This window comes from Rhodococcus sp. 27YEA6 (genome assembly GCF_044908235.1).
GTDB classification, from domain to species: domain Bacteria; phylum Actinomycetota; class Actinomycetes; order Mycobacteriales; family Mycobacteriaceae; genus Rhodococcus_F; species Rhodococcus_F qingshengii.
This window is the reverse complement of the sequence record NZ_JBIYCY010000011.1, coordinates 124,392-150,249: the sequence shown is the minus strand read 5'-3', so window position 1 is coordinate 150,249 and position 25,858 is coordinate 124,392. Positions and strand designations below refer to the sequence as shown.

23 protein-coding genes are annotated in these 25,858 nt (G+C 61.4%); 7 read left to right on the top strand and 16 right to left on the bottom strand.

The window, feature by feature from the left end:
- Positions 1–95: 95 nt before the first annotated feature.
- Positions 96–677, bottom strand: a complete 582-nt coding sequence (locus ABH939_RS24345; RefSeq protein WP_050656919.1) for a PadR family transcriptional regulator — start codon at positions 675–677, stop codon at positions 96–98.
- Positions 678–815: 138 nt separating this feature from the next.
- A complete protein-coding gene (locus ABH939_RS24340; protein ID WP_404650268.1) occupies positions 816–2,081 on the bottom strand; it encodes a cytochrome P450 in 1,266 nt (421 codons plus the stop codon).
- Between the two features lie 368 nt (positions 2,082–2,449).
- Between ABH939_RS24340 and ABH939_RS24335 the strand changes: the two genes are divergently transcribed.
- A complete protein-coding gene (locus tag ABH939_RS24335; protein WP_030536117.1) occupies positions 2,450–3,496 on the top strand; it encodes an NADP-dependent oxidoreductase in 1,047 nt (348 codons plus the stop codon).
- Positions 3,497–3,557: 61 nt separating this feature from the next.
- Here ABH939_RS24335 and ABH939_RS24330 read toward each other — a convergent pair whose 3' ends face one another.
- Positions 3,558–4,643 (bottom strand): TerC family protein, encoded by a 1,086-nt coding sequence (locus tag ABH939_RS24330; RefSeq protein WP_003942925.1) that lies wholly within the window; start codon positions 4,641–4,643, stop codon positions 3,558–3,560.
- 225 nt (positions 4,644–4,868) lie between these two features.
- On the opposite strand from ABH939_RS24330, the gene ABH939_RS24325 reads away from it, so the two are divergent.
- Complete coding sequence (locus ABH939_RS24325; protein ID WP_003943172.1) at positions 4,869–5,216, top strand: hypothetical protein; 348 nt, start codon at positions 4,869–4,871, stop codon at positions 5,214–5,216.
- A gap of 4 nt (positions 5,217–5,220) precedes the next feature.
- On the opposite strand, the gene ABH939_RS24320 is transcribed toward ABH939_RS24325, so the two are convergent.
- Positions 5,221–6,453 (bottom strand): CdaR family transcriptional regulator, encoded by a 1,233-nt coding sequence (locus tag ABH939_RS24320; protein ID WP_054781271.1) that lies wholly within the window; start codon positions 6,451–6,453, stop codon positions 5,221–5,223.
- Positions 6,454–6,617: 164 nt separating this feature from the next.
- On the opposite strand from ABH939_RS24320, the gene ABH939_RS24315 reads away from it, so the two are divergent.
- The gene (locus ABH939_RS24315) at positions 6,618–7,445 is read left to right on the top strand and encodes an SDR family oxidoreductase (RefSeq protein ID WP_003942902.1); all 828 of its coding nucleotides are present in this window, start codon (positions 6,618–6,620) and stop codon (positions 7,443–7,445) included.
- Here ABH939_RS24315 and ABH939_RS24310 read toward each other — a convergent pair whose 3' ends face one another.
- The 5 genes from ABH939_RS24310 to ABH939_RS24290 form a co-directional block, all read right to left on the bottom strand.
- On the bottom strand, positions 7,446–8,657 hold the full coding sequence (locus ABH939_RS24310; RefSeq protein WP_210377815.1) for a CdaR family transcriptional regulator: 1,212 nt from the start codon (positions 8,655–8,657) through the stop codon (positions 7,446–7,448).
- A gap of 37 nt (positions 8,658–8,694) precedes the next feature.
- Positions 8,695–10,248 carry an acetyl-CoA hydrolase/transferase family protein gene (locus tag ABH939_RS24305; protein WP_404650266.1) on the bottom strand — a complete coding sequence of 518 codons (1,554 nt, stop codon included), beginning with the start codon at positions 10,246–10,248 and terminating at the stop codon, positions 8,695–8,697.
- Positions 10,249–10,330: 82 nt separating this feature from the next.
- Positions 10,331–11,974, bottom strand: a complete 1,644-nt coding sequence (locus tag ABH939_RS24300) for an AMP-binding protein (RefSeq protein ID WP_042451563.1) — start codon at positions 11,972–11,974, stop codon at positions 10,331–10,333.
- A 14-nt stretch (positions 11,975–11,988) separates the two neighbouring features.
- Entirely contained in the window at positions 11,989–12,867 is an 879-nt protein-coding gene (locus tag ABH939_RS24295; protein WP_223304467.1) for a crotonase/enoyl-CoA hydratase family protein, read from the bottom strand.
- Positions 12,868–12,912: 45 nt separating this feature from the next.
- On the bottom strand, positions 12,913–13,506 hold the full coding sequence (locus tag ABH939_RS24290; protein ID WP_007730510.1) for a TetR/AcrR family transcriptional regulator: 594 nt from the start codon (positions 13,504–13,506) through the stop codon (positions 12,913–12,915).
- Positions 13,507–13,630: 124 nt separating this feature from the next.
- Here ABH939_RS24290 and ABH939_RS24285 point away from each other — a divergent pair, with 124 nt between their 5' ends.
- Positions 13,631–14,284: a nucleoside/nucleotide kinase family protein gene (locus tag ABH939_RS24285; protein ID WP_007730507.1), complete on the top strand. Its 654-nt coding sequence runs from the start codon at positions 13,631–13,633 to the stop codon at positions 14,282–14,284.
- Positions 14,285–14,298: 14 nt separating this feature from the next.
- Here the strand turns inward: ABH939_RS24285 and ABH939_RS24280 are convergent, their stop codons facing one another.
- The 5 genes from ABH939_RS24280 to ABH939_RS24260 form a co-directional block, all read right to left on the bottom strand.
- Positions 14,299–14,433, bottom strand: coding sequence for a hypothetical protein (locus ABH939_RS24280; protein WP_003942853.1), 135 nt, complete (start codon positions 14,431–14,433; stop codon positions 14,299–14,301).
- A gap of 227 nt (positions 14,434–14,660) precedes the next feature.
- Positions 14,661–16,088: an aminobutyraldehyde dehydrogenase gene (locus tag ABH939_RS24275; RefSeq protein WP_404650264.1), complete on the bottom strand. Its 1,428-nt coding sequence runs from the start codon at positions 16,086–16,088 to the stop codon at positions 14,661–14,663.
- Positions 16,089–16,102: 14 nt separating this feature from the next.
- Positions 16,103–16,465: a cupin domain-containing protein gene (locus ABH939_RS24270; protein WP_007730501.1), complete on the bottom strand. Its 363-nt coding sequence runs from the start codon at positions 16,463–16,465 to the stop codon at positions 16,103–16,105.
- A 1-nt stretch (position 16,466) separates the two neighbouring features.
- Positions 16,467–18,071, bottom strand: coding sequence for a N,N-dimethylformamidase beta subunit family domain-containing protein (locus ABH939_RS24265; protein ID WP_042921484.1), 1,605 nt, complete (start codon positions 18,069–18,071; stop codon positions 16,467–16,469).
- Positions 18,068–19,522 (bottom strand): APC family permease, encoded by a 1,455-nt coding sequence (locus tag ABH939_RS24260; RefSeq protein ID WP_328599532.1) that lies wholly within the window; start codon positions 19,520–19,522, stop codon positions 18,068–18,070. Before ABH939_RS24260 ends, ABH939_RS24265 begins: the two co-directional genes overlap by 4 nt.
- Positions 19,523–19,770: 248 nt before the next feature.
- Here ABH939_RS24260 and ABH939_RS24255 point away from each other — a divergent pair, with 248 nt between their 5' ends.
- The 3 genes from ABH939_RS24255 to ABH939_RS24245 all read left to right on the top strand — a co-directional run bounded on the left by ABH939_RS24255 (position 19,771) and on the right by ABH939_RS24245 (position 22,476).
- Positions 19,771–20,817, top strand: a complete 1,047-nt coding sequence (locus ABH939_RS24255) for a LacI family DNA-binding transcriptional regulator (protein WP_338926510.1) — start codon at positions 19,771–19,773, stop codon at positions 20,815–20,817.
- A 90-nt stretch (positions 20,818–20,907) separates the two neighbouring features.
- Positions 20,908–21,774 carry an alpha/beta fold hydrolase gene (locus ABH939_RS24250; protein ID WP_238704762.1) on the top strand — a complete coding sequence of 289 codons (867 nt, stop codon included), beginning with the start codon at positions 20,908–20,910 and terminating at the stop codon, positions 21,772–21,774.
- 336 nt (positions 21,775–22,110) lie between these two features.
- Positions 22,111–22,476, top strand: a complete 366-nt coding sequence (locus ABH939_RS24245) for a hypothetical protein (protein ID WP_007730475.1) — start codon at positions 22,111–22,113, stop codon at positions 22,474–22,476.
- 137 nt (positions 22,477–22,613) lie between these two features.
- Here the strand turns inward: ABH939_RS24245 and ABH939_RS24240 are convergent, their stop codons facing one another.
- The gene (locus ABH939_RS24240) at positions 22,614–23,948 is read right to left on the bottom strand and encodes an MFS transporter (protein WP_003942898.1); all 1,335 of its coding nucleotides are present in this window, start codon (positions 23,946–23,948) and stop codon (positions 22,614–22,616) included.
- A complete protein-coding gene (locus tag ABH939_RS24235; protein WP_042921482.1) occupies positions 23,948–25,663 on the bottom strand; it encodes an amidohydrolase in 1,716 nt (571 codons plus the stop codon). The genes ABH939_RS24240 and ABH939_RS24235 overlap by 1 nt, the downstream gene beginning before the upstream one ends.
- Between the last annotated feature and the right edge of the window lie 195 nt (positions 25,664–25,858).

Sequence of the window (25,858 nt, the reverse complement as noted above, 5' to 3'; positions counted from 1 at the left end):
GCACGAAGACTAGGCACGAAGACTGGGCACGAAAACCTCGACAGCACAATTCTATTGGCGTGGGGCAGAATCTGGAGAGTTGTACCTCCGCACGCTCAGATCAACTTCCAACTACCGGCATTGACGGGCTGCGGCAAGCCGAGAGCGTTGGCGTCGCCTTGCGCGAATCGAGCGGCGGCCTCATCGATGTCATCGAGCAACTGAGCGGCGAGGTCGATCTCCATCTGAAAATGGCGGCCTATCCATCGCAGACTCATCTCGGTAAATGCCCAGGCGGGTTCATTCTCCGAGTTATCGGCGTGTTCGATTGCCTTGAGCTTCTTTGCCTCGAGGTTGTCGATGTGATCGAGCACTATCGACTTGAGCTGATCGGGGTCGTTGAGGTGGCCGACCCACAGTCTCAACATCACTCCATGTTTGAGAACGGGGGTTTCGATCTCCGATCGGCGTGACCATGATCTGAGAGCCTCGATACCGGATTCGGTTATCGTGAACACTCGTCGACGACGCCCACCCGATTCCGAAACCTCCCGCGAACTGACGAATCCCAGCGTTTCCAGCTTTTTGAGCTCGGTATAGACCTGGCTCACCGACGGGCTCCAGTAATAGAACCCGATGCTCCAGTCGGCCCAGCTTTTCAGATCGCTGCCACTGAGTTCTTCTCCGAATGTGAGCATTCCCAGCACTGCCCAACTTGTCGCGGGCAATGCCGGGTAACACGCAGTTGCGGGATCAGGCACCGGCCCAGACTAACAAGACGTCGACCATCTGACACCGACTTGCCCACCGAGTGGTCTGTTCACGAATTCGTGCAATCAGAAAAGGTTCAATCGCAGTTCGGAGACACCGCGGATAAAGGCCGTGCCACCCCACGTCACTCCACCGTCGACGAGCTCGGTCTTCGGCGCTTTGTCGATCAACGCCTTCAGGATGGTCTTGATCTCCAGCCGGGCCAACCACGCACCGAGGCAAGCGTGCGCACCGTGACCGAACGTGATGTGGTCCCGGATATTTGACCTCGACCAGTCCAATCTGTCCGCGTTCGGACCGAATCGAGTTTCATCGCGGTTTGCCGACGCCAGCCACGTCACAATGTGATTTCCGGCCGGAATCACCGCATCTCCCACCGCGTAATCCTCGGGAGCAATGCGAATCATCAACTGCGCCGTCGGCTCATAGCGCAGGACTTCTTCTACCGCGTGATCGAGCAGTGCCCTGTCGTCGACGAGTCGTTCCCACTGATCACGATGGCCCATAAGTGCATTCATGGTGAGACCGACCTGATTGACTGTGGTGTCCAGTCCGGCGATGACCAAAGTCTGCACGGTAGCGGCAACTTGATCCGGCCCGATTATCTCGCCTTCGTCGCCGGCGGAGATGAAGTCCGACAGGATGTCGTCGCCAAGATTGTTGCGCTTCCAAGCGATAACGTCCTGAAGGTGTGCCGAGAAATCACGCTGAGCGGAAATGTAGTCGCTGGTCTGCTCGGCAGTCAGAAACGGATCGAGTAGGTTGAGTCCCTTACGGGTCCACTCGAACATCGTATCGGTGTCGGCAGGTACGGGGATACCGAAAATTTCGCAGACAAGGCGAATCGGTAGCGGATGAGCAACTTCCGTCACCAGCTCGATCTCGGAGCCCCGTCCATGATCGCCAAGCAACTCGTCGACGATTTCCTTCGCCCGCGCGTCGTAACGCTTGATTGCCCTGGGCGTGAACGGGCGCGCCAGTAGCTTGCGCAATGCCAGATGGTCCGGTGGATCCAGCTTCGACAACGATGGGCGCAACAAGTAGGCGTCGCTGCCACCGGCCGCCTTGATCCGCATATTGCGCGGTGCCTCGAGTGCATACTGTTCCGACGAACTCAGCGACTTGTCCGCCAGTGCGCGTTTCACGTCGTCGTAGGCGAAAAGCATGTATACGCCATTCGAATGCTGTTGTACCGGAGCAACTTCTCGCGCAATCGCGTACCGCGCGTACGGATCGGACAGGAAGCCTGGCTCCGTTGGATCGACCAATCCCGTTCTGAGCCAATCCGTTGTGTCATGAACCGCACGCTCCGAACCCACCGGCGAAGTCATAGTCAACCTCTCGTCCTCGACAAAATCACTCACACAAGATCTGGCAGATCATTGACGCCCTCGTAAAAATCCACAGCCGAATACCACTGGTGACGAGCGTCAGCGCTGCGCTGAACTGAACTGCGCAGAGCTTCACAGTCGGACTACGAGGCAACCAACAAACCGCCCGCTGTATGGGAAATGAAGTCGCGCTCCGGACGTCGGGTTGCCACATTCTCACTGAGCGGGCGGGAAGGTGCGCTCCTTGCTGCTCGAGGACAGAATTCCCAGACGTCTTCGCCGTGAATCAGTAAGGCGGCGAGATCAATTCCGGGCAATCGTCCCGAGAAGTGATGCGAACCGGTGTCGAAGCAGATTGGAAATTGCGCATGACCGAATATGTGAACCGCGCTGTGCGAGTCGTTCGAGCTCCCCGCGGCTTGCCTGTCGTAGAAGATTTTCGGATCGACGAGGTTCCGATCCGGCCGCCCGCGGACGGCGAAGTTCTGTTCCGCGCCCACTATCTTTCGATCGATCCGGCGATACGAAGACGCCTACCGTCCACCAGCTCTGCCCCCGGGCCGTTGGGAGCTGTTGCCGGTATCGGCGACGTCGTCTTGGCTGGAGTAGTGCCTGCGCACTCCGGTTTGGACGGCATCGCAGTCGGCGAAGTGATTTCTTCGCGGCATCCTGACTTTGCGGCAGGTGATTTGGTTCGAGGCGGAACGCACTGGCAGGTTTATCACACAATCAAAGGCGCTGCCCTGGACCGCATACCGAGGGAGAATCGAGCTTCCTTAGGAGATGAACTCGGAATTCTAGGACAGCCAGGATTTGTCGCACACTGCGGAATGCGGTTGGTCGCCGACGTCCGAGAGCGAGACACAGTCGTGGTTTCGGCGGCCGGCGGAGCAGTCGGCATGGTTGCAGGCCAAATCGCGAAGCTGGCGGGCGCCCGGGTGATCGGAATCGCCGGGGGTGAGAAGACCGAATACGTTGTGGAGGAATTGGGGTTCGACGCCTGCATAGATAGGAAGACGGCGAACATCGGCGAGCAGTTGGACGAATTGTGTCCGAAGGGCGTCGACGTCTATTTCGACAACGTCGGAGGCTCGATCACGCGAGCGGTTTTCGATCGCATGGCCGATTTCGGAAGGGTCGTCGTGTGCGGAATGATCAGCGAATACAACCAGGATGAAAGCGAAGTCGGGCCTCCCCTACGCCCAGTACTACGCAAACGTCTACGCATCGAAGGGTTCGTCTGCTACGACCACTACGACCGGTACCCGGAGTACCGGGCGTGGGCGTCCGCTCGAATCGCCGAAGGTGGACTGCGCTACCGCAACGATGTCACCGAGGGCATCGAAAATGCCCCAGCGGCCTTGATCGGGCAGCTTTCGGGCCACAACCGGGGGAAGCAGTTGGTGATGATTTGACAAAGGGAGACCACACGTCGTTGTGTGGTCTCCCTTTTCGATTCGTTCAGCCGATCAGGCGTCAGCCTCTGGGCCGAGCATCTACCTTGTCGTCATCGTCGTCGCGCTCGCCGGTTGCGAGCTGGACGCCGGATTTCTCGATGCTGCCGTCAGCACCTGACTTCTCGAGGTCGATCGGTGCATCACCGGTCGCAACCTCTTCGGCCTCAGGCTCTTCCGGTAGCGGCTTCTTGAGACTCAGGATGATCGAGCCTGCCAACACCACGATGATCACCGCGAGGCTGACCAGTGAGGGAATCTCGGGGATCGACGTGCTGATCACCTTGTGGCTGGCCTGCATGATCAGCTTCACGCCGATGAAGGCGAGGATGATCGACAGACCCTTGGACAGGTAGTGGAACTTCTCGAGCAGGCCCGAGAGCAGGAAGTACAGGGCACGCAGACCCAAGATCGCAAACGCGTTGCTGGAGTAGACGATGAATGGATCGTCACTCACTGCCAGCACTGCCGGGACGCTGTCGACTGCGAACACGAGGTCGGCAGCTTCGATGGCGACGACGACGGCGAACAGTGGTGTTGCGACGCGCTTTCCGGCTTCCTTGACGAAGAACTTGGTTCCTGCGTATTCCTCACGGACCGGCATGATCTTGCGCAGCAAGCGAACCGCCAGCGAGGTTCCCGGATCGAAGTTCTCGTCGTCGTCCTTGAGCAGCTTGTAGGCGCTGTAGAGCAGGATGGCGGCGAAGACGAACAGAACGGCCGTGAACTTGCTGACCACGGCAACGCCGGCGGCGAGGAAGATACCGCGGAAGATCAGGGCGCCGATGACACCGAAGAACAACACGCGGTGCTGGTATTCACGGGGCACCTTGAAGTAACCGAAGATCAGGGCGAACACGAAGAGGTTGTCGACGGAGAGGCTCTTCTCCAACAGCCAGGCCGTGGTGAATTCGACGCCCGAGTTCACCCCCAAGGTCAGGGTGACGACCACCGCGAATACGAGAGACAAACCGACCCAGAGTGCACTCCACCAGGCCGCTTCCTTGAAGCCGATGACGTGCGCGCCGCGGTGGGCGAGCAGGTCGATGAGCAACATGACGACGATGACTGCGGCGAACGCGGCCCACGCCCACATGGGAACGTTCATCGCTGACCACCTACCCGAATGGCACTGATGACTGCGGTCACGGGGAGCTCCTTCACTGGGTTCGGACGGCCGTCTCGCCGTCTTCTCCAGTGTTCCTTGCCGACTTCTATCCATCCCGGTCGAAATATCGACGACTTTCACACCTGAAGTTGCCGAAACCATGCAATCTGAGGGTGTTGCGTCCGAAACCGCCGCTGGACGGCATCTTGTTCTAGCCTGGCAAGCATGAGCACCTCGTTGTACTACTCCGCCGTCCGCACCACACCGCTGACCGACGACGAGAAGGCCGAAGTCGACCGACTCATCGCCGTCCACAACGACGAATTTCCGTTCGACTACGAGGTCCTGGACCTCTATCCGTCGGATATCCCCAACACTCTGCTCAACGGTTCGACAAAGATCTCGAGCGACCCGACCGAGGTAATCCCTTCGCTCGTCTACTGGTTCAACGCTCTGACCGAACTCCGGCGAGCGGTGCCCGACGCAGACTGGGACGTTTCACTCGACGACACCCCCGCCGATTGGGATGACAGCTCCGGCTATTCGCTCCCCGGGCTCGACGACATGCAGTAGCGAGTCACGGGTTCGCCAGGAGGGCGGCTCCGTAGCTCTCCAGCGCGATGAGCGCCAACTCTGTTGGCAGCCGACGCTGGTCCACGCTGCGGTCTAACAGCTTTTCGGCCTGATCGAGTCGATACCGCACGGTGTTCTTGTGCAGACCGAGCGCCACGGCGGTAGCGGCTGCAGTGCAATTGTTCTCGTAATAGACCCGAACGGTGCCACGGATACGCGTCGTGACACCGTCCGCGCCGGCGAGGCCTTTCAATTCCCGAGCCACCAACGCACGCAGTTCGTCCAGATCTTCGGTGAGCAGACAGGGAACCTGAACATCTTCGTAGACGGTGACCCCCGGCGAACCCGTCGAACGGACCGCGATGCGCTGCGCGGCGAGAGCCTCGCGGTGACTGCGCGCGAATCCTTCCATTCCGTAACCGCTGGCCCCCACCGCGACACGGAGATCCGAATTCCGAGCACGATCGAGCGCCGCCCACTCATGGTCGTCGAAATGCGCGACCCACGACCACACCTCGCGCGCCCCCGAAGGCAGCGTCAGCACGCGCTCGGCATTCGACTCGTCCACAAAGGAACGCGCATACGAGTCCAATCGGGCCAATACGTCGGCGGCCGGATCGGTGTCGTCCGTCCAGAGAACAAACGCAGTGTGGTGGCGCCGCATCGGGTAGTCGAGAATCTGCGACACCTCATCGGAGTGAAGTGCTTCGCCTGCGACAATCGCGTGCACCGTCTCGGACCGACGCGCAAAAGCGCCGCGCGCCAAGCTCTCACGCTCCTTCGCATACGTTGCCACCAACAATTCGGTGGTCACTTCCAGCCATCTCATCGCCGAACCCCACACTCGGACCAGAAGTGCGCGCTTGAGTTCCGGACCGATCGGGAGTGCTTCTATCGACTCGTCGACGAAGCCCAGCATCGCGAGGCGTCCGGCACCGTAGATCTTGAGCAGGACTCGAAGATCCATACCGCGCCTGGCGACGGTGAGTGCAAGCGCAACCGACTCCGGCGGCGGCGTGACCTCCTGGGAACCGCCCGCGATCGCGGCCACGATGACGCGAAGCTGCGCCGCAGTGCTCGCATCCACATCGCGTCGTAGCTCCCGATCACCCGCCACTTCAGGATTGGCCACCGCAATGGCGTCGTCGATGCGTTGAACGAAACCGTCGATCACCTCCGGCTGGAGATAGATGGGCGCGAGATTTGCAATCCAGCCGTCCAACTCCGATGTGTCCATGGCGCCTCCCTGACTTGTCACCCTGATTGTGACTTAGTCACAAATCTACCGTCTCGCTTCGGCCAAGAAGCCCTAGCAACCCGGTTTCGACTGGTCCACAATCACATCTCACTGCAGATTCATCTCACTGCAACCAACCCCTATCTTTGGAGACGCTGGAGTAAATGAACAAACCTTTCGACGGTCAGGTAGTGGTCATCACCGGCGGCGCCCGGGGCATCGGATACGCCACCGCGAAGCGGCTGATCAGCCTGGGTGCGACGGTCGCGATCGGCGACATCGACGAAGCCACTCTCGCGCGAGCAGCCAAGGATTTGGGCATCCGCACGTTCGGGCGCCTCGACGTCACCGACCCCGCCTCGTTCTTCGACTTCCTCGACACCGTCGAAGGTGAACTCGGCCCGATCGACGTGCTGGTCAACAATGCGGGCATCATGCCGGTCGGACGGATCGTCGACGAGGACGACTCCGTGACCAGACGCATCATCGAGATCGACGTCCTCGGCGTGATCACGGGAACCAAGCTCGCATTGCGACGGATGCTTCCGCGCGGACGTGGACACGTCATCAATATCGCTTCGCTTGCAGGCGAACTCCCGTGCCCCGGTTTGTCGACGTACTGCGGCGCCAAGCATGCGGTGTTGGGCTTCACCGATTCTGTCCGCAAGGAAGTTCGTGGCACCGGAGTTCACATCTCGTCCGTGCTGCCGACGCTCACCAACACCCAACTCACCTCGGGCACTTCGGGCATGAAGGGATTCCGAGAGGTTCAGCCGGAGGAAATCGCCGAAGCCGTCGTCGGCTTGATCACCAAACCGCGCCCACGCGTACGCATTACGCGGGTGTCCGGGCTGCTCGTGCAGGCACAGGGCTTCTTCCCCCGGCGGCCGTACGAGGCATTGAGCCGACTGTTCGGCGTCGAGACGCAGTTTCTCGGCGACGTCGACACCGCGGCACGTGCTGCCTACGAAGAACGCGCCCGCGCAAGCTGATCAGGTCAGCTCGGTGGCCGGCCAGTCGAGCAGCTTCGCACCCAGTACGGCAGCGTGGAGTGCGAAGCTGTCGTTGGGATCGTTGACGTTCTGACCGGTGAGTTCACGGATGCGGTCCAACCGGTACGTCACGGCGCGGACGGACAAATGCAGGTCTCGGGCGGTCTTAGCCGTATTGCCGCCGGCGGAAAAGTACGCGAGCAGTGTGTCGATCATCGGTCCAGCGCCACCACGCGCCTCGAGCAGCGGCGTGAGAAGGGTGCGGATCAGGTCGGTGACCGCCGGTCTGTCGTTGACCAGAACCCGGTAGACCAGCAGGTCACGAGCATCGATGATCGGTGCGGTCAACGACAGGCGCTGCGCCAGGTCCAGTGCGTCCAGCGCCTCCCGGTACGACGCCACCACGCCCGAAGCGGTGGTTCGAGGGCGCCCGACAGCGATCTGCCACGTGCCGTCCAAAGGACGCCGCTGCAACTGCACTCGCCCATCGTCATCGGTCCCCGGTCCGAGAGCCGAACGAATCCCTGCCAGCACGTGGTCGACGGCATCGCGATCCGGCGCCGCGAAAACGACCACCAGTTTGCCGCTCTTGCTGGCGACCAACGCGTCGGCGTCACCCTTGCTACCCAGAACGGCACGTTCGACGGCGCGCACCAAAGGGTTGTCGTCGGTGAACTCACGGGCGGCGGTCACTACCGCCACGGCATGCGGACCACTGAGGTGGAGACCGAATCCTGAAGCGCGATCCAACAATCCGACGACGTCAGCGCCGCCCGTCAACAAGTCGTCGACGAACTCGCGGCGTGCCGATACCTGCGAGCGGACCAGAGAACGCCTGGCCAACTGAAAACCTTCGGCCAGTTCGGCGACGGCATCGTCGACGGCACGCAGCATCACTTCGCCGGCCGCGACGACGGCGTTCGGATCCGATTGTGCCGCAATAACAGCAGGCAGTTCACGCCACAGACGCCAGGCCGAGGAGAGATACAGATCGAGCAGGGCTCGCAGGGCGACACCCTGCTGCGCTGCTTCTTCCCCGCGAGCGCGGAAGCGGTGCAGCTGGCGACGCTGCAGCGGTTTCCCTTCACAGACAGCGTCGCTGAGCACGTCGAGGAAATCACCCAGCAGTTCGACGGGCAGGCCACCGGCGTCATCGGCCCCCGCCGCGGCAACCCGGCGTATGGCGTCGTCAGGTACCCCGGTTCGGCTCACCCTCGCATTCTCTCACTGCCGGCAGCATTGCCTGGCGTCACGAAAGGCGCATCGAACCCGTGTCGATGTACCGCTGATGGAACGAGAATGCCTCGCCCAGGATGTGCGGCGTCTGCCCCGCACCCGGTTGAGCGTCGGCGCGAGCGATGTAATCGTGGAGCAGTGGCTGGAATTCCGGGTGAGCACACTTGTCGACGATCAGGCGCGCGCGTCGCCGCGGCGACAGACCGCGCAGATCCGCCAACCCCTGCTCGGTCACCAACACCTGAGTGTCGTGCTCGGTGTGGTCGACGTGCGGAACCATCGGCACGATCGCCGAGATCTCACCGCCGCGGGCCGTCGATGGGCTCAGGAACATGGACACGTAGCCGTTGCGGGCGAAGTCCCCCGAGCCGCCGATTCCGTTCATGATCTTCGTCCCCATGACGTGCGTCGAGTTCACGTTGCCGTAGATGTCGGCCTCGAGCATGCCGTTCATGGCGATGATTCCGAGCCTGCGCACCACCTCCGGGTGGTTGCTGATCTCCTGCGGACGGAGCGTGATGTGGTGGCGGTAGAAGTCGATGTTCGCGGTCAGTTCTTCGATGCCCTCTTCGGTGAGCGCCAAAGCCGTCGACGACGCATGCGCGACGGTTCCGTCCTTGATCAGCTTCAGCATCCCGTCCTGGATGACCTCGGAGTAGCAGGTCAGGCCGCGATACGGCCCCCGATCGAGCCCTCCAAGCACCGCGTTGGCGACATTGCCGATGCCCGCCTGCAGCGGAAGCAACGTATCGGCCGGCATCCGTCCGGCGCGCACCTCGAAGTCGAAGAATTCCAGGACGTGGCCGGCGATCGCCTCACTGACGGCGTCGGGTGCAGTGAGAGGGCTCGCGCTGTCACGGCAGTTGGTCTCGACAACGGCCACAACCTTCGTGGGATCCACTCGGAACGTGGTCTGGCCGATCCGGTCCTCGACACGAATGATCTCGAGCGGCTTGCGATGCGGCGGCAGCGCGGTGCCGTAATAGACGTCGTGAACACCTTCCATCGCCTCGGGCACCCACGAGTTGACTTCGAGGATGACCCTGTCGGCGACGTCCAGCCAGGTCTTGTTGTTGCCAATCGACGCGGAGGGAATCAGTTCCCCCGATTCGGTGATACCGGCGACCTCGACCACCGCGACGTCTACGTTGCCGTAGTAGCCCTCCCACACCTGCTGAGCCACGTGGGAGAGATGGATGTCCACGTAGTCCATACGACCGTCGTTGATCCGGCGACGTGCGGTGGCCTCGGACTGATACGGCATGCGCAGCGCGATTCCATCGACCTCCGCGAGCAGCCTTTCGGTCTCGGTGGACACAGAAGCGCCGGTCAGGAGATTGATCGTGAAGTTCGATCCGTTGCCGCGGGTCCGGTGAATGCGCTCGGCCAGGGCCGGAATGACAACCTTTGGTGTACCGGCGCTCGCGAAACCGCTGATCGCGACGGTGTCGCCCGGGTTGATGAACTTCACGGCGTCGGACGCAGACATCACCTTCGACGCAAACGCTGTGGCGCGAATGCGGTTGGAGGTGGCGTTGTGTCCGGTCTCACCGAAGGTTGAACTCACGGCACCAGGATAAACAGGGCACGTCGAAGCGATTTACGGGGATAACCCAGACAGAATCGCTCCGACGTGCTATGTGCACCGATCAGTTGACGACGCCGTACACGCCTTCGCCGACCAGGCTCGCAATTCGATATTTCTGGATCTTGCCCGACCCTGTCAGTGGGAACGCCTCCGCGCTGAACCACTCCTTGGGCGCCTTGTGGCGCGCCAGTCGCTCGGTGCAGAACTCGACCAGCTCGGCGGCGGTCGGTTGGTCGGACTCGTCCTTCCAGCGGATGACGGCGACAACTCGCTCACCCCACACCTCGTCGGGCACACCCACGACCGCCACGTCGAGAATCTTCGGATGTGTGAAGATCACGGACTCGACCTCACGCGGATAGATGTTCTCACCGCCGCGGATGATCATGTCCTTGAGGCGGCCGGTAACCCGGACGTATCCACGTTCGTCCATCGTCCCCAAATCGCCGGTATGCAACCAACCGTCCTTGTCCACGGTGTCGGCCGAAGCCTCCGGATTACGGAAGTACTCGGTCATGACGAGGTACCCGCGCGCGCAGATCTCGCCTTGTTCGCCGAGCGGCACGCTGTCCCCGGTCACGACGTCGGAGATCTTCACTTCGACCTGCGGCAACGCGAGTCCGACCGTCTCCGACTTGTCCTCGGGGGTGTCGGCCGGGCTGGTCTGTGTGATGACGGGGCTGGCCTCGGTTTGTCCGTAGACGATGCTGAACCCCGCCCCGAAGGCCGACTCCACCGTGCTGACGAGTTCGGGCGGGACCGACGACCCGCCGGATACGACCACCGAACAGGCCGAAAAGTCGCGACTCGCGAAGCTGGCGTCGTTGATCATCGCGATCAGCATCGTCGGCACTCCACTGACCACGTCAGCGTGAAAGCGTTCCGCCGCATCGAGAACCGCAGTCGGATCGAAGTACTGGATCAGGCCGATCGACATTCTTCGCTGCGCGGCGCCGAGAACCAGGATGCCGCACCCGGCGGTGTGGAACAGCGGCATGGCCGACACAACCGAACCCCGCTCAGGGAATCGGCCTCTCCGACTCACGAAATCGGCATTGTTGACCAATCCTCGGTGATGCAACAGAGCACCTTTGGGAACCCCGGTGGTTCCCGACGTGTACTGGATCTGCGCATTGTCGTCAGGCGAGACTTCGGGCAGAGCGCCCCGCTCGCCCGCCCAACCTCGAACCTGGCGATCCCACTCCTCGAAGTTGACTGCGAGAACTTCTTCTCCCGAAATCGAAATCGCCTCGGATGCAACCGCTGCCATATCGCCACCGCGGAACTTTCCGGTGTGGAAGAGCCCCCGAGACTGGGACTGCGACAAGACGTACGCCAGCTCCTCCGCACCCAACGCCGGATTGGCGGTCACCAGAACCATCCCGGCGAGCGCGGCGCCGTATTGCAGAATCATCCATTCCGGAACGTTCGGAGCCCAGACAGTGATCCGATCTCCACAGTCGAACCGAGACAAGAGATAGTGCGCACACCCCTCTGCTTCGTCGAGAAGCTCCGCGAAGGTCCACGTGCGATCGGTTTCAGCCGCCCCGGAAAGCGAATGCGATTGCGTCGGAACCACTTCTCTGATTGCAATCAGATTCGGCGAGTCCGCGGCGCACTCTCGCAGCAGCCCACCCACCGTTTGCTCCTCTATCGGGTCAGACACGTCAGCGGGGAAGTACGACGTTTCGAGAACACTGCTCATCTCACATCCACTTTCTATCGAGGAGGGGTGTCGGACGCGGGGAGCGGCCCGCCTCCGTCTGGAATCTTGCGTCCGGAATCGCGGTACTGAACCGCGGCATGGAATCCGTCGCGCTCGGCAAAATCCTTGAACCAGCGCCCCTCCGGGGAGTGACGCGTAATTCCGTCGAACAGGGTTGCCAGTACCTGGGTGCCTTGCAATCCCATGTTGTCGTACGCCTGGTTGATCATCATCTTCTGCATGGCCAACTGATTGAGCGGAACACCGGCGATGCGATCCGCCAACGCTTCCACCGCCGAGTCCAATTCGTCGGCCGGCACCGCTTCGAGCGCCAATCCCCAGTCAGCCGCAGTGACACCGTCAATGGTGTCTCCCGTCAACAGCATTCGCTTGGCACGCTGGGCGCCGAGCCGGTACACCCACATCGCCGTCGTCGGGCAACCCCACACACGCGCAGGCGGGTATCCGATGCGAGCGTCGTCGGCCATGATCAGCATGTCGCAGGACAGCGCGATGTCACTTCCACCGGCAATCGCATATCCCTGAACCTTGCAGATCGTCGGCTTGAGCGATCGCCAGAGCGTGAAGAAGTCGTCGGTGTTCTGCTTCATCCCGCGAAAGTCCTTGATGGGGTCCCAGACCGGGCCCTGGTTCCACTTTCCGTCAAGGTCACCTTCGGCAAACTTCTTGAGGTCGTACCCGGCACAAAATGCCTTGCCCGCACCTTGCAAGACGATCACACGGACCTCGTCGTCGTCATTGGCTGCTGCCACCGCGTTTCGAATGTCAGACGGCATCCGGTCGTCGATCGCGTTGAGCCGATCGGGGCGGTTGAGCGTGATATACGCTTTACCGCCGGACGTCTCGTACTTCAGGGTCGCAAAATCCGTCATCATCGGTCCTGTCGACAGAGCGCGCCTCGCTCGGAACGAGTTACGCTAGTTCTGGGTGAGGAGCAGGCGAACGACGCCTGCCCATTGACTGATCGAACGACGCGCAGACGCGTCGCTCTTCTGCACTGCCCGGGACAGCGCCAAACCACGGAGCATCAGCACCGTCAGATCTGCAATCTGCGAATAGTTCTCGGAAGCAACAATTTCGGGACCGAAAGCGTCGTGGACAACTCGCCGCAGATCCCGTCCGGCGATTCGCTCCGATTCCCGGAGCACCTCGGCCAACACCGGATCCGTCCGCGCTGCGGACCACAGTTCGAGTTCCGCTTGAAATGGCGGCTGAGTCAACGCCGAATACAGAGCGGAGATCGAGTTCTCGATCGTGTCAACCGACGAATCCTGCCGAGACATGGCAGCTCTTACCGCCACCTCGTTCCGTACGACGATGTTCGACACCAACGCCGCAGTGAGCTCCTGCATGTTCGGAAAGTGGTGCAGCAGAGCGCCCCGACTGACTCCGGCAGCGGTTTGCACCGACTGCGCCGTCAGAGATGAATAACCGTCCGCTATCAGTAAATCCGTTGCCGCATCGAGAATCCGGTGGCGCGTCGCTTCGCGCTGCGCATCGCGCAGGGTCACGGTCTCACCTCCAACTTCTCGAGTGGCATGGCTCACAGTTTCACAGTCCATTCAGACTGTCAATGGCCGAAAGCCTCCGGCGTACTCTCGATGCACCGGCCCTTCGGACTGATCGGAGCAACACGTGACGACCTCACCGCCGACCGTCTCGCTGACGCTCGACCAACTTGCTTCACGCGCTGCTTCCCTGATCACCGACGACGGTCGGAGAATCCTCGGCATCACGGGCGCACCGGGAGCCGGAAAGTCGACGGTGTCACAGGCAATTGTGCGGAAATTAGGTTCTCGTTGCTCCATCGTCGAGATGGACGGTTTTCATCTTGCCAATCGGGAACTCGACCGACTCGGCAGGCATGAACGCAAAGGCGCACCGGACACCTTCGACGTCGACGGCTACGCGGCTCTACTACGCCGACTCCGAGCCTCGAACTCGACGGTCTATGCTCCGGTCTTCGATCGCGAGTTCGACGAATCAATAGGCAGCACAACGGCTGTCGACCCATGTACACCGCTGATAGTCACCGAGGGGAACTATCTCCTCCTACCCAGTGGTGGATGGCAGGAAGTGCGAGCAGCACTCGACGAGGTCTGGTATCTCGACGTTCCGGAGGAAACTCGGACGAAGCGCTTGGTGAAACGCCACAGCCGCTTCGGAAAGAGTTCCGAAGCGGCTGCAGAGTGGGTGAAACGGGTAGATCAGCCGAACGCCGAGTTGATCAGCGCAGTCAGGCCACGCGCGGATCTGATCGTCAGAATCGAACGGTCCGAGCCTCACTGATGTCAGCTGAAAACCTAAGAACCGCCGCCGGTTCCGAGAAAAGTGGCCAGCCCGGCAACTCCGGCGATTCCGCCGAATATCGCCGCCAATGCACCGGCGACGGTGATAACGCTGTCGAGCGCTTTGAGATCGGTGTCGGATGAACCCATGGCAGTCTCCTGGAGTCAGAATTGAAAGTGGGGTTGAATGTGCGCCGAAGTGCGCAATGTTGCACACGTCACTTTACCGGCATTCGCGACCCGGATCAACGAAAATTCTCTCCAAATATGTTGCACTGCAACATATTCAAACAGCATCTTGCAGGTCCACCGAGGCACGACGACGGCCACCTGCCCGCAGCGCGGGCAGATGGCCGTCGTTGGATATTGCCGAGGAGTCAGACGCTCGTCACATGCATGACGTGCTTGGCCCTCGTGTACTCCGCCAGTGCGAGCTCCGACAGATCCTTGCCGTAACCCGACCCAGCGAAGCCACCGTGAGGCATCTCAGCGGCGAGCATTCCGTGGGCTCCCACCCAGACGCAGCCGAAGTCCAGTTCAGCCGTCATCCTCATCGCGGTGCCGTGGTCGGACGTCCACACGCTCGACGCGAGAGCGTACTTGGTCCCGTTCGCAAGTTCGATCGCTTCAGCCTCGGTGGAGAACGACTGTACGGTGACAACCGGCCCGAATATCTCTTCCTGGACCAGTTCATCTTCCTGCTGCACCCCGGAAATAACAGTCGGCAGATAGAAAAACCCTGGTCCAGATGGCTTTCCCCCGCCAATACATACGTTCGTATTTGCTGAGCGTCTCTCTACCAACTCCGCCACTCGATCACGGTGAGCGCGGCTGACCAGGGGGCCGAGACAATCGCCCGATTCCGGTCCGCCCAACCTCAAGTCCGCGGCCGCAGCCGTCAACTTCTCGGTGAACTCCTCCGCAACCTCCTCTTGAACGAGAATCCTCGTCGCAGCGGTGCAATCTTGACCGCTGTTGTAAAAGGCCCCGGCAACAATCCCCGCGACTGTGCCGTCGAGGTCCGCGTCGGCGAAAACAACGGCGGGTGCCTTGCCTCCGAGTTCGAGATGCAACAGCTTGACGTCTTCCGACGCGGCCTTTGCGACCGAAATACCCGCTCTCGTCGATCCCGTCAGCGCAATCATCCGAGGAACCGGATGAGCGACGAGCGCGGCTCCGGTATCGCGATCGCCGCACACTACGTTCAACACCCCGGGCGGATAGATCTGCGCTGCAAGCACTCCCAGCATCACCGCGGTTTCCGGCGTCTCCTCGGCCGGCTTGAGCACGAGGGTGTTTCCCGTCGCGAGTGCCGGCGCGATCTTCCAGACCGCCATCATCAACGGGTAGTTCCAAGGAGCGATCGCACCGATCACGCCAATGGGTTCACGTCTGACATAAGACGTAGCACCCTCCGTGTACTCCATTGCGGCAACGCCCGGCAGAGAGCGGGCAATACCCGCGAAGTACCGCAGAAAGTCAACACACTGCGGGATCTCGTCGTCTCGCACCTGCCTGAGAGGCTTGCCGGTACTGCGGCATTCGACCTCGAGGAAATATTTCGCGTTTGCTTCCAGCGCGTCCGCGAGGGCCAGCAGCAACTCCTGACGGCGCGCAGGGGTGGACCGGCGCCAGGACCGCGCAGCCTTCTCGGACGAACGGCAGGCTCGGTCGACGTCATCGGCGGAACCGACGGCAGCACGGGCGTATACATTGTCGGTCACCGGATCGACCAGCACGGAAAGTCTACCTGCCGGGCTCTCGCACGTTCCGTTGATCACGTGACCAAACGCTGCGACAGTCATCGAAGTTTCCACCGTCATGAGCGCGATCCGGGGAGCGCGACGAAGAACTTCTTCGACGGCTCAACCGTCTCCCAGGTACCGCGAAACGACTGCGGCACGAAAAATGCTTCCCCAGCGGAGAATTCGCGACGGTTTCCATCGAGGTCGATCAGCGCCACCCGGCCGCTGATCATGATGCAGACCTCGTCGTACGGATACGGGTCGCACAAGAGCGTGCCGGGCTCGCCTTCCCAACCACCGCCGAAGTATTCCCCGTTCGGATCTCCGAATGACCTCCATTCGGATTCCGACCAGTTCGGGCTCGCGTCGTCACCCCACTCCGGGATGAACCGCGTCCCCTGCCCTGGCCCGAACATTCGAATGTCGTTGACACTCATGTCATTTTTCCTTCGTGTTGGAGCTGGAAATTCGTGCAGCAAACAGATTCAGTACGTTTGCAGTTATTCGTTCGGTGAACGGATCGTGATGGATCAGCCCGTTCACCCATTCGGTGGAACCTGCGTTGAACACGGAGCCGAGACCTCGCTTGTGACAGGCGACCATTCCCGATCCGTATTCGAGATCACGAAGGTGATCTGGAGGCTCACTGCCATAGAAGCATTCGATGATTCCCTGCACTTCGGCGAAAGGCGCACCGATCGGAACTTTCCCGTTCCATTTGTCCCGCGAACCCGAAACTGCCGGCGCCATCGCGATGATCTCCAGATCCTCGGGAGCGCCGTCGACGCCGGTCGCATACGGCTGGCCCTTCCGGAACGTGAAATCCACGCCGTCCATCTCGAATCCGGCAACACAGATCGGGGCGATCCCGAAGTTGTCTCCGTAGTACAGGTCGGTTCCGTTCAACGCCCAATGATCCGGCCGGTATACCGTGAAACCGCCCGAAGACCTGGGAGTTGTTGCACCGTAACGATTGTAGACACCGGCCATGCCGGTCAATCCCATCGTCCACGCCCCCGGTCGGGCAACCTCGGGCGAATCCCACGCCGTCGTCACCCGGGTCGGGTCGACTTCTCGCATCGGATCGTCGAACGGATTCTTGTAACAGACTTGTGCGTCGTTTTCGAGGCGTACCTGCCACAGGAAGTTCCCGCCGAATCGCGCCAGACCACCACCCTCTTCGACGAAATCATCTATGCGGTCACGCATCTCCCAGGACCAGTACTCGTCGTGACCGACAACAACTGCGCATGAATATCCCTGCAGCGCTGACGGATCGTTATGCAGATCGTGTTGTGTCACGTGGTGGACGCGGAACCCCTGCTCTTCCGCCCAGACCGTGAACGGCCTCTCGTAAGTGGCCCAGAAGGCGTCCGCATGGTGACGCGAGTAGCCGTTCACCCACGCCCATTCGTACGGCGGGTGACGGGGTATCCATCCGATTCCCGGTGTGTCGGTGTGGATGTTGCGTGCTGCGCCCTCGGGTTTGCGCAACATCCCCCGCGCGACGGGACGCTGCGTCGAGGAAATCGGTGTCGGCACATCGCCGGAGCCGTCCGGAACACCTCGGTAGTGGTTTGCCCCACCCCAGTCGTTGTAGGCCAACATCGTGCTGGTGGTGTGAATGAGTACGAAGTCGGCATGCTCGGGTTCGCGCGCCTTGACGACGAAGAAGCCCTCCCGCTCAATAGTCACCCCTTCGTGGAGCATCCGGACCAGAACCAAGTACATGCCGGACGTCCATTTCGGATCTATCTCGACGGCAAGGGATTCCGCCCAGTCGCAGCCCACTGCGTACGCGTCGGCAGGCGTCTGCTGCTGCTTGCCCGGCAGACCGACGTATTGCGCGACCTGTTGCGGCCGGGCGCCGTCTCGAACAATTTCGAGGTCGTATTCTTCTGCGGTGGTATGCACTCGGATCGAGACGGTGTCACCACCGAAGTACGAGAACCTGTCCGCATAGACCCATATCTCTGGAGCGCCCGGAACAATTCCGGGACGTTCGACCAACCCTCCGGGGACCGACCATGCGTATTCGCTCATGCCGACAACTCCTCGACCGAGTGTTCACGTACGCGCATCCCGCGGACCACGCCGAATGCGAAAGCCAACAGCAATGGCACTGCCAACAAGAAGTTTTGCGCGGTGGTCAACCCGGTCAGGTCACTCATGTTCATCAAGAGGTATCCGAGCGCGACGATCAACGCCACTGCAGCGAGCGAGGGTGCAATCAACCTTTGCCACAGACCTTCACCGCGAGAATCCTGCGAGAAGAACCTGAGCACGGCGACGGAAGTGAGGACCTGCAACACCAGCACACCGATGATCGTTGGTGTATTCGTCCACACGACTACTTGGGTGTACGGGTCTGCGGGCGTCAGCGCAAAGCCGGCGATTGCCGCGAATACCAGTGCGCCTTGTGTGATTCCGGCGACGCTCGGCGTTCCAGTGGTCGGCGAAACCCGTGCAAGCGCGGCAGGAAAGACTCTCGCGCGCCCCATGGTGAGCAGATAGCGACTGCAAGCATTGTGGAGGGCAAGGCAACCCGCGAAGAAGCTCGTGACGATCAACAGATGCATCACGTCGGTCATCATGGAGCCGGCAAATTCATTGTTGAGATCGAAGATCAGCTCGGACGGGTCACCGCCGAGTAGGTCGCCCATCCGACTCGGGCCGACAGCCTGCACGATCACCCAAGCACAGAATGCGTAGACCACGGCCAGAACAGTGACTGCTGTGTAGGTCGCACGCGACACTGTGCGTTTGGAATCGACAACTTCCTCGCTGTAGATCGCCGTCTGCTCGAAACCGACGAAGGAGGTGAAGGTCAATACGAAGACGCTCGCCAGTCCGGCTGTCATGAAGGTCGACGGCGAAAAACTGTCGAGCGACAGTCCTTCGTGGCCGCCTTTCAACAGAACCGCCACACAGAAGACTGCGAGGACGCCGAGCTCGAGCGCCATCAAAACGGCCAGCACCTTCGCGCCGATATCGACCCTGCGATATCCCACCACCACGACCAGAACTGCGACCGCCAATGCGCAGGTGTAGACGGAAACGGTTACTCCCAAGAACAACTCGATCGTCGACGAGAGAAAGATGCCGCAAGCGACGACGAATCCGATCTGGCCACCGAGATAGCCGATGTAAGCCAGCACAGAGGCGCCTGCGCCGACTGTTTTTCCGAGCCCTTCGGTGATGTAGGCGTAGAACGCGCCCGCGCCGCGGATATGCCTGCTCATCGCCGTGAAGCCGACGGCGAACAGTAGATAGACGATCCCGGGAACGACGTACCCCACCGGAAGCGCAGCGCCGGAAACCATCAGGCCCAGTGGCGCGAATCCCACCAGGATCGTCAGTGGCGCCGCTGCGGCGATGACGAAGAAGACCAGATGACGGCTGTTGATAGTTCCGGCGCGCAGGCCCGAGGATGACGTGAGAGAACCGGATTCAGAATGCGTTCCTGCACCGGGAGGGTCGGTTTTTTCGGTCATGGGGAGGCTCCGCGAGTTAAGGCAAGTATGCGCCTGCCTGGTCAGGTTTCCCGAGGTTCGCCCGAATTTCTCTCGACGTTCGCCCGGTGTTCCTAAGAGAGTGCCGAATCGTTTCACCAGTGTCAATACCTGCGCTGAAACGATTCGACGTTTTGTTTTGAGGTGCCCCTCACCGGTGCACGCAACATGCCGAAACGATTGATCGATAGGCTGGAGACAAACCGACCAACGAGTAGAAACGATCCGCAGTGGCTACCCCTGTTTCGCCGACGCTTCGTGATGTCGCCAACGCCGCCGGCGTCGCGGTGTCCACGGTCTCCTATGCACTCAACGGCAAGGGCCGGGTCGACGCGGCCACTCGCGCTCGGGTTCAAGAGGTTGCCGACCGCCTTGGATACCGTGCCAATCGGTCGGCCCAGAATCTCAGGTCGGGTCGGACTGCCACCCTCGGGCTGATGCTCCCCGCTCCCGACCAACTGTCATCGGCCGAGTACCTCAATTTCGACTGGTACGGGCGCGTGGCGACCGCCGCGACCCAGGCTGCATTCCACGCCGATCACTCACTCCTCCTACTACCGTCGATGAAAGATCCGAAGGGACTGCGGCGCATCGAGATGGACGGCGTACTGGTCGTCGACCCGATGGTCGACGACCCGCGCGTCGAGGTTCTGCAGAAGATCGGAATCCCCTCTGTCGCAGTGGGTCCTGGACACTCCGGGCAGTTCGGATACTCCACCTCACCGGACCTCGTCTCCACCACGGAGACTCTTCTGAACCACCTCGCCGAACGTGGGGCAAGGGACATTTTCGTCCTCACTCCCGGAATGCATTCGGAGTGGACCCGCGCAACGACTTTCGCTTACTTCGAGTGGTGCCGCGCCCGAGGCGTGGCACCACGCACCAGCGAGGAATTGACGTCGTTTCCGGGCGCCAGCACCGTCGGAGGCCTCATCGGGGCCGCGTATGCGGCCACCCGCGAGGCCCTCGACTCCTCGACTCCGCCTGACGCGATCCTGTCGTTGATTCTCGGTTGCGCCCCGGCAGCGGCGCGAGCGGCCCTCGATCTCGGGCTGTCGATTCCGGGTGACGTCTTGATTGCACAGGACAGCGACGAACCTGCCCTGCTGGTTTCCCAGCCCCCGATCACTGCCTTCGACTTCTTCCCCCATGAACAGGCGGCAGCGGCCGTAGATGCACTGTTGGCTCTGGTCAACGGTGACGAACCCCCAGTTCAGAGCTATACGCGTAGCGAACTCCGCGTGCGAGCGAGCACGGCCCATTCGCTCACACCATAAATTCACCTGGCACCGATAGACTGATTTCCGAATTATCGTCCGTCGCCTGCCGAGAGGAATCAGGTCATCGCGCACCGCTCCCGCGACCGCTTGGCCGGGTATCTCGCCGTAGTGCTCGTCTGTGCACTCGCCCTCCTCGCATCTGTCAGCAGTGCGACCGGCCTCGACCGCGACGTCGCTCCGGTCCGCATCGCCTACGCCGCGGCCGCAGACACTTTCGGCGATCTGTATCTTCCAGAAGGATCGGACGGTGACCTGCCGGTCGTCGTACTCATTCACGGCGGTGGATGGGCCCAGAAGAGCAATCTCGAATACGCGGGCGCGTGGGCAAAAACCCTGACCCCGTACGGAATTGCGGTCTGGAACATCGAATACAGACGCGTCGGCGGTCAGGGTGGTTGGCCGACCACGCTCTCCGATACCGTTACGGCCACCAACGCCCTGGCCGGCATCGTTCAGGAAAAGGCCTCCGGGCGACTGGATTTGAGCCGTGTACACATCGCCGGCTACTCCGCGGGTGGACAACTTGCCGCCTGGGTCGCATCGCGATCCCAACAGGGTGCAGACGCCCCGGAACCAAACCTCTCGGTGCCGGTTCGCTCGACGACGATCATGGCCGGCGTCTTCGACATGACGCTCGCCGCAACCGCGGGCAAAGATCGATTTGTTCGAAATCTTCTGGGCGGCATGCCTACCGATCATCCCGATCGCTACCGCATCGCATCACCGATCGAGCACCTCCCCACCGGCCTCCCCGTCACGGTGATCCACGGACTCGGAGACAAGGTCGTGTCGGTCGAACAGAGTCGGCGCTATGCCCGTGCCGCCCGAGCAGCAGGCGACGTGGTCGATCTGATCGAACTTCCCGGCGTCGGCCACGGCGAGTTCGGCAACCCGACGACCGACGCCTGGGCTATCACCAAGCAAGCAATAATCGGCCACATAAATGCCTCTTGAGCAGGTAATACGGGCCACAGTGCTCTCAGCCGCTCGAAATAGAATTAGCTGAAACTCAATCGATGACGTACGGTGGGGTTATCAGAGGGCAGCCGTCAGTCAGGCAGCCGGTCGCTTCGCCCGGAACAACAGTTCCAGTATTCGTTCCAGGGGCAGACTTCCAGTTCGGTGCAAATCCGCGCCTTTGATCACTACGCACTTTCATCAGTCCCGCAGATTGTTGACCAGGCCGAAGGCTCCGACGGAGTCCGCCGCCAATCGCGTACCGACTGCACCAGTATCAACATGCGCTACACACCGCACGGGCCCAAAGACCCTGCGGTTCAAAGGAATACCTTGATCAACACCATGATTCACCCCGACGACACGAACAACCAGACGAACAGCAACTCGACGAACGGTCTACGGATCCCGACTACTTCGGGCCGGATCCGCGAGCGCGGTATCGAAATCGTCTGCACCCTCTACCGTTGCAGCACCGACGAAGCCGCCGAGCTCTTGCTCCGACATTCTCAGACCAACAACCTCAAGGTCACCAGCCTGATCAAAGCGCTTGTCGCCCTGATCGACGAAGACACGTCCGGCACTGGTTACGGAAGCAGTAACACGCTGGCGTCTCACTTCTGGCTGCGTGAGATCAGAAATCTCAGCCAGGCCCACCGACGCAGCGATCATTTTCATCGCCATCTCGTCGGCGCGTAACCGGCGCTGAACGACAACTGACCTGAAACGACAGCTGGGGCAGTACACGGAAATCGTGTACTGCCCCGGCTGTCGTGTTTTCAGTTGTCAGGCGGAAGCCGACTCTCGGCAGTCAGGCGGAAGCCGACTCTCGGCAATCAGGCGGAAGCCGATTCCTTGTTCAGGCCCTGCGGAGCACCGTCGGTATCTGTCGCCTCGTCCACATGCTGCGGAGCGAAGAGCAGGCAGACGATGCTCAGGACGCACATGCCGATCAGCAGTGCGATGACCGGCCAGATGCTGCCGGTTGCCTTGTACATCAGCGTCGACACCAGCGGAGACAACCCACCGAAGATCGCGCCTGCACCCTGGTACGCCAACGAAATGCTTGTGTAGCGGGCCTGCGGCTTGAACATCTGCGACAGGACGGCGGCGATCGGGCCGTACGTGGCCGCCAGCACCAGTCGCATGACAGCGAAGGTCAGGAAGATCAGGAACACGGATCCGGACTTCAGCACCAGGAACTGCGGCGCTGCGAGAATCGCGACTGCCGCAAGGCCCCAGATGACGACGCGGACGCGTCCCACCTTGTCGCCGAGCCACGCCACGCCGAGAGTCGCGATCAATTCGACCACTGCAGCGACACTCAGCGCGTTGAGAATCAACGTCTCCGACAATCCGACATCGGGGTCGGTTGCGTATGCCGTGATGAAGGTCGTCACGAGGTAGTAGCCGCCGACTGCGACGGGCAGAATGCCGATGCCCAGGATGATCGGGCGCCAGTTGGTCACCAGCGCGTACTTGAGCGGGAGCATTTCCGGTACGTCCGCGGACTTCACCTCGGATTCGAAAACCGGGGACTCTTCGACCTTCAGGCGAACGACCAAGCCGACGAGAATCAGCAGCGCCGAGCAGAGGAACGGCAGTCGCCAAGCCCACTCGCGCAGAGCGTCGTCGCCGAAGGTGGAGAGAATGCTGAAGAAACCTGTGGCCAGGAGCGCGCCGGCCGGGTTGCCCAGCTGAGCGAAACCGCCGTAGAAGGTCTTCTTGTCCTCGGGTGCATGCTCGACGGCCATCAGGACCGCGCCGCCCCATTCGCCGCCGACGGCAAAGCCCTGGACGAAGCGGAGCAGTACCAGCAGTAACGGCGCCCAGAACCCGATCGACGCGTAAGTGGGCAACATGCCGATGAGGAACGTGCCTGCACCCATCAGCGTCAAAGTCACAACCAATGCGGTGCGTCGGCCCATCTTGTCACCGACATGGCCGAACACGATTCCGCCGAGCGGGCGAGCGAAGAAACCGACGGCGTATGTCGCGAACGCCGCCGCAACGCCGGTCAGGCGGTCGGTTCCGGGTGGGAAGAAGATGTCACCGAACACCAGGGCGGCTGCCGTGGCATACACGTAGAAGTCGTACCACTCGATAGTTGTACCGACGAAGGCTGCAAATCCCGCCTTGCGGGCCTTCACGATCTGTTGCTCTCGGTTCATTACTTTTCCTCGGTGGTCGAAGTGCTCGACAATAGGTGGTTATGACCTGAATGTGCGAGTTCGCCGTCGATCCAGGTCTCTCGGACCTCGATCTGCGCAATCGCGTCGGCCGGAACCTCGAGGGGATCCGCGCCCAGAATGACGAAGTCGGCCCGCTTGCCGACCGAGATGCTGCCCAGCTCTGCTTCGCGGCCCAGCGCACGCGCACCGTTGAGGGTGTGAGCCTGCAATGCCTGGTCGGCGGTGATGCGGAGTGCATCGGAGCCGAGCTGATGGCCCTGACGCGTCACACGAGTAACGGCTGCCTGAATTGCTTCGAGCGGCTTCGGCTCTGCGACGGGGGCGTCGGAGCTGATGGTCACGGGAACTTCGGCAGCGATGAACTCGCCGAGCGGGTTGAACCGCTCGCCCGGAGTGCCGATCGCAGCGGTGACGCCCTCGCCCCAGTTGTAGTAGTGCTGTGGCTGGTTCACCGGGTAGACACCGGCCAGGTTCATCCTTGCGATCTGCTCGGCCGTCGGGAGTCCGCAATGCTCGATGCGGTGACGAGCGTCGGCGTCGGGGTGAGCCTTCTGCGCAGCTTCGATGGCATCGAGCACCATGTCGATGGCGGTCGGTGACTGAGCGTGCGTGGCGGTCTGCAGACCCACCGAATGTGCCTTGGCAATCAGCTCCGAGTAGTCCGCCGGCTCGTGGTAGAGCTGCCCGGTGCGGCACGGGTCGCCCACGTAGCCGTCGGGGAAGTATGCGGTCCAGCCGCCGAGTGTGCCGTCGGCGTAGAACTTGATGCCCCCGAACGCGAGCCGCGAATTGCCGAAGGCGCCGTGCATTCCCGTGTCGATGACGTGATCGAGGAGGTGGCTGAGCATGTACATGCTGACGCGGGTCTTGAGCTGATCCTGCTCGGCCAGACGCAGGTACATGTCGAATTCACGCCGGGTCACCTGGCAGTCACCGATGGTGGTGACGCCACCGGCCAGGAACTTGTCCTGAGCGACCGACAGCTGGCGAAGGTGCTCTTCCGGCTCGTCCTCGAGATGGAAGTTGGGGCCGTGATGGCCGACCTTCACTCCGTTGACGCCGGTGAGAATGTTGCACGCGGCGTCGGAGAGCTCACCGGTGAGTTCGCCGTCTTCATCTCGGAAGAACTCGCCACCGGCCGGATTCTCGGTGCTCGCGTCGATACCGTGCTTGTCGAAAGTGAAGGAGTTGACGACGCCGCCGTGACCGCTCGCGTTCATGAGGTAGACCTCGCGATCGGTGGCCACCTGATCGAGCTCTTCCTTGAGCGGGTGACGCCCTTCGATCAGGTTGCGGTGCTCGTAGCCGTATCCGCGAATCGGGACGCCCGCAGGTGCTGTGAGCGACGCTTCCTGAAGTAGCGCAATGATTCCGGGGATGGAATGTGCCTTCTCCGGCCCACAGTCCACCCAGCTGAGCATCTGCCCGTACATCAACGGGTGTGCATGTGGATCGACGAAGCCGGGGACGACGGTGGCGCCGTCGAGTTCGACCACCGCGGTTGTGCGAGTGCTCAGCCGACGCGCCTCGGTGCGGCATTCCTCGAGCGTTCCCACCGCTGCAAAGCGGTTTCCGAACACCAGGAACGCTTCGGCTCCCACCGTGCTGTCGTCAACGGTGTGGATCTTGGCGCCGGTGAAGATCGTGCCGGTGGCGTCGAGAGGCGAGGCTTCGTGCGTGTGCAACTTGCGCATGGTGGTCCTTCGTCGAGATGGTGGTGCAGGTCACTGCGTGTTGAGCGAAAACTACGCCCTGACCTGGAGCTATGCAATGCATCAAAGTTTCAGACCAGGCGGTATACAACTTTTTTGTATGAGTTCTTGAGCATTTCTGCACTTATCCACATCATCCATGGCCACATGCGACTGTTCTAATAGGAAGCTCATACA

What these genes read in the sequence shown, in the direction of transcription:
- ABH939_RS24320 (WP_054781271.1), bottom strand. Translation starts at nt 6,453, where the DNA reads ATGGACACATCGGAGTTGGACGGCTGGATTGCAAATCTCGCGCCCATC.
- ABH939_RS24315 (WP_003942902.1), top strand. Translation starts at nt 6,618, where the DNA reads ATGAACAAACCTTTCGACGGTCAGGTAGTGGTCATCACCGGCGGCGCC.
- ABH939_RS24275 (WP_404650264.1), bottom strand. Translation starts at nt 16,088, where the DNA reads ATGACTGTCGCAGCGTTTGGTCACGTGATCAACGGAACGTGCGAGAGC.
- ABH939_RS24240 (WP_003942898.1), bottom strand. Translation starts at nt 23,948, where the DNA reads ATGAACCGAGAGCAACAGATCGTGAAGGCCCGCAAGGCGGGATTTGCA.
- ABH939_RS24260 (WP_328599532.1), bottom strand. Translation starts at nt 19,522, where the DNA reads ATGACCGAAAAAACCGACCCTCCCGGTGCAGGAACGCATTCTGAATCC.
- ABH939_RS24295 (WP_223304467.1), bottom strand. Translation starts at nt 12,867, where the DNA reads ATGACGGATTTTGCGACCCTGAAGTACGAGACGTCCGGCGGTAAAGCG.
- ABH939_RS24270 (WP_007730501.1), bottom strand. Translation starts at nt 16,465, where the DNA reads ATGAGTGTCAACGACATTCGAATGTTCGGGCCAGGGCAGGGGACGCGG.
- ABH939_RS24325 (WP_003943172.1), top strand. Translation starts at nt 4,869, where the DNA reads ATGAGCACCTCGTTGTACTACTCCGCCGTCCGCACCACACCGCTGACC.
- ABH939_RS24335 (WP_030536117.1), top strand. Translation starts at nt 2,450, where the DNA reads ATGACCGAATATGTGAACCGCGCTGTGCGAGTCGTTCGAGCTCCCCGC.
- ABH939_RS24340 (WP_404650268.1), bottom strand. Translation starts at nt 2,081, where the DNA reads ATGACTTCGCCGGTGGGTTCGGAGCGTGCGGTTCATGACACAACGGAT.
- ABH939_RS24280 (WP_003942853.1), bottom strand. Translation starts at nt 14,433, where the DNA reads ATGGGTTCATCCGACACCGATCTCAAAGCGCTCGACAGCGTTATCACC.
- ABH939_RS24345 (WP_050656919.1), bottom strand. Translation starts at nt 677, where the DNA reads ATGCTCACATTCGGAGAAGAACTCAGTGGCAGCGATCTGAAAAGCTGG.
- ABH939_RS24265 (WP_042921484.1), bottom strand. Translation starts at nt 18,071, where the DNA reads ATGAGCGAATACGCATGGTCGGTCCCCGGAGGGTTGGTCGAACGTCCC.
- ABH939_RS24235 (WP_042921482.1), bottom strand. Translation starts at nt 25,663, where the DNA reads ATGCGCAAGTTGCACACGCACGAAGCCTCGCCTCTCGACGCCACCGGC.
- ABH939_RS24330 (WP_003942925.1), bottom strand. Translation starts at nt 4,643, where the DNA reads ATGAACGTTCCCATGTGGGCGTGGGCCGCGTTCGCCGCAGTCATCGTC.
- ABH939_RS24300 (WP_042451563.1), bottom strand. Translation starts at nt 11,974, where the DNA reads ATGAGCAGTGTTCTCGAAACGTCGTACTTCCCCGCTGACGTGTCTGAC.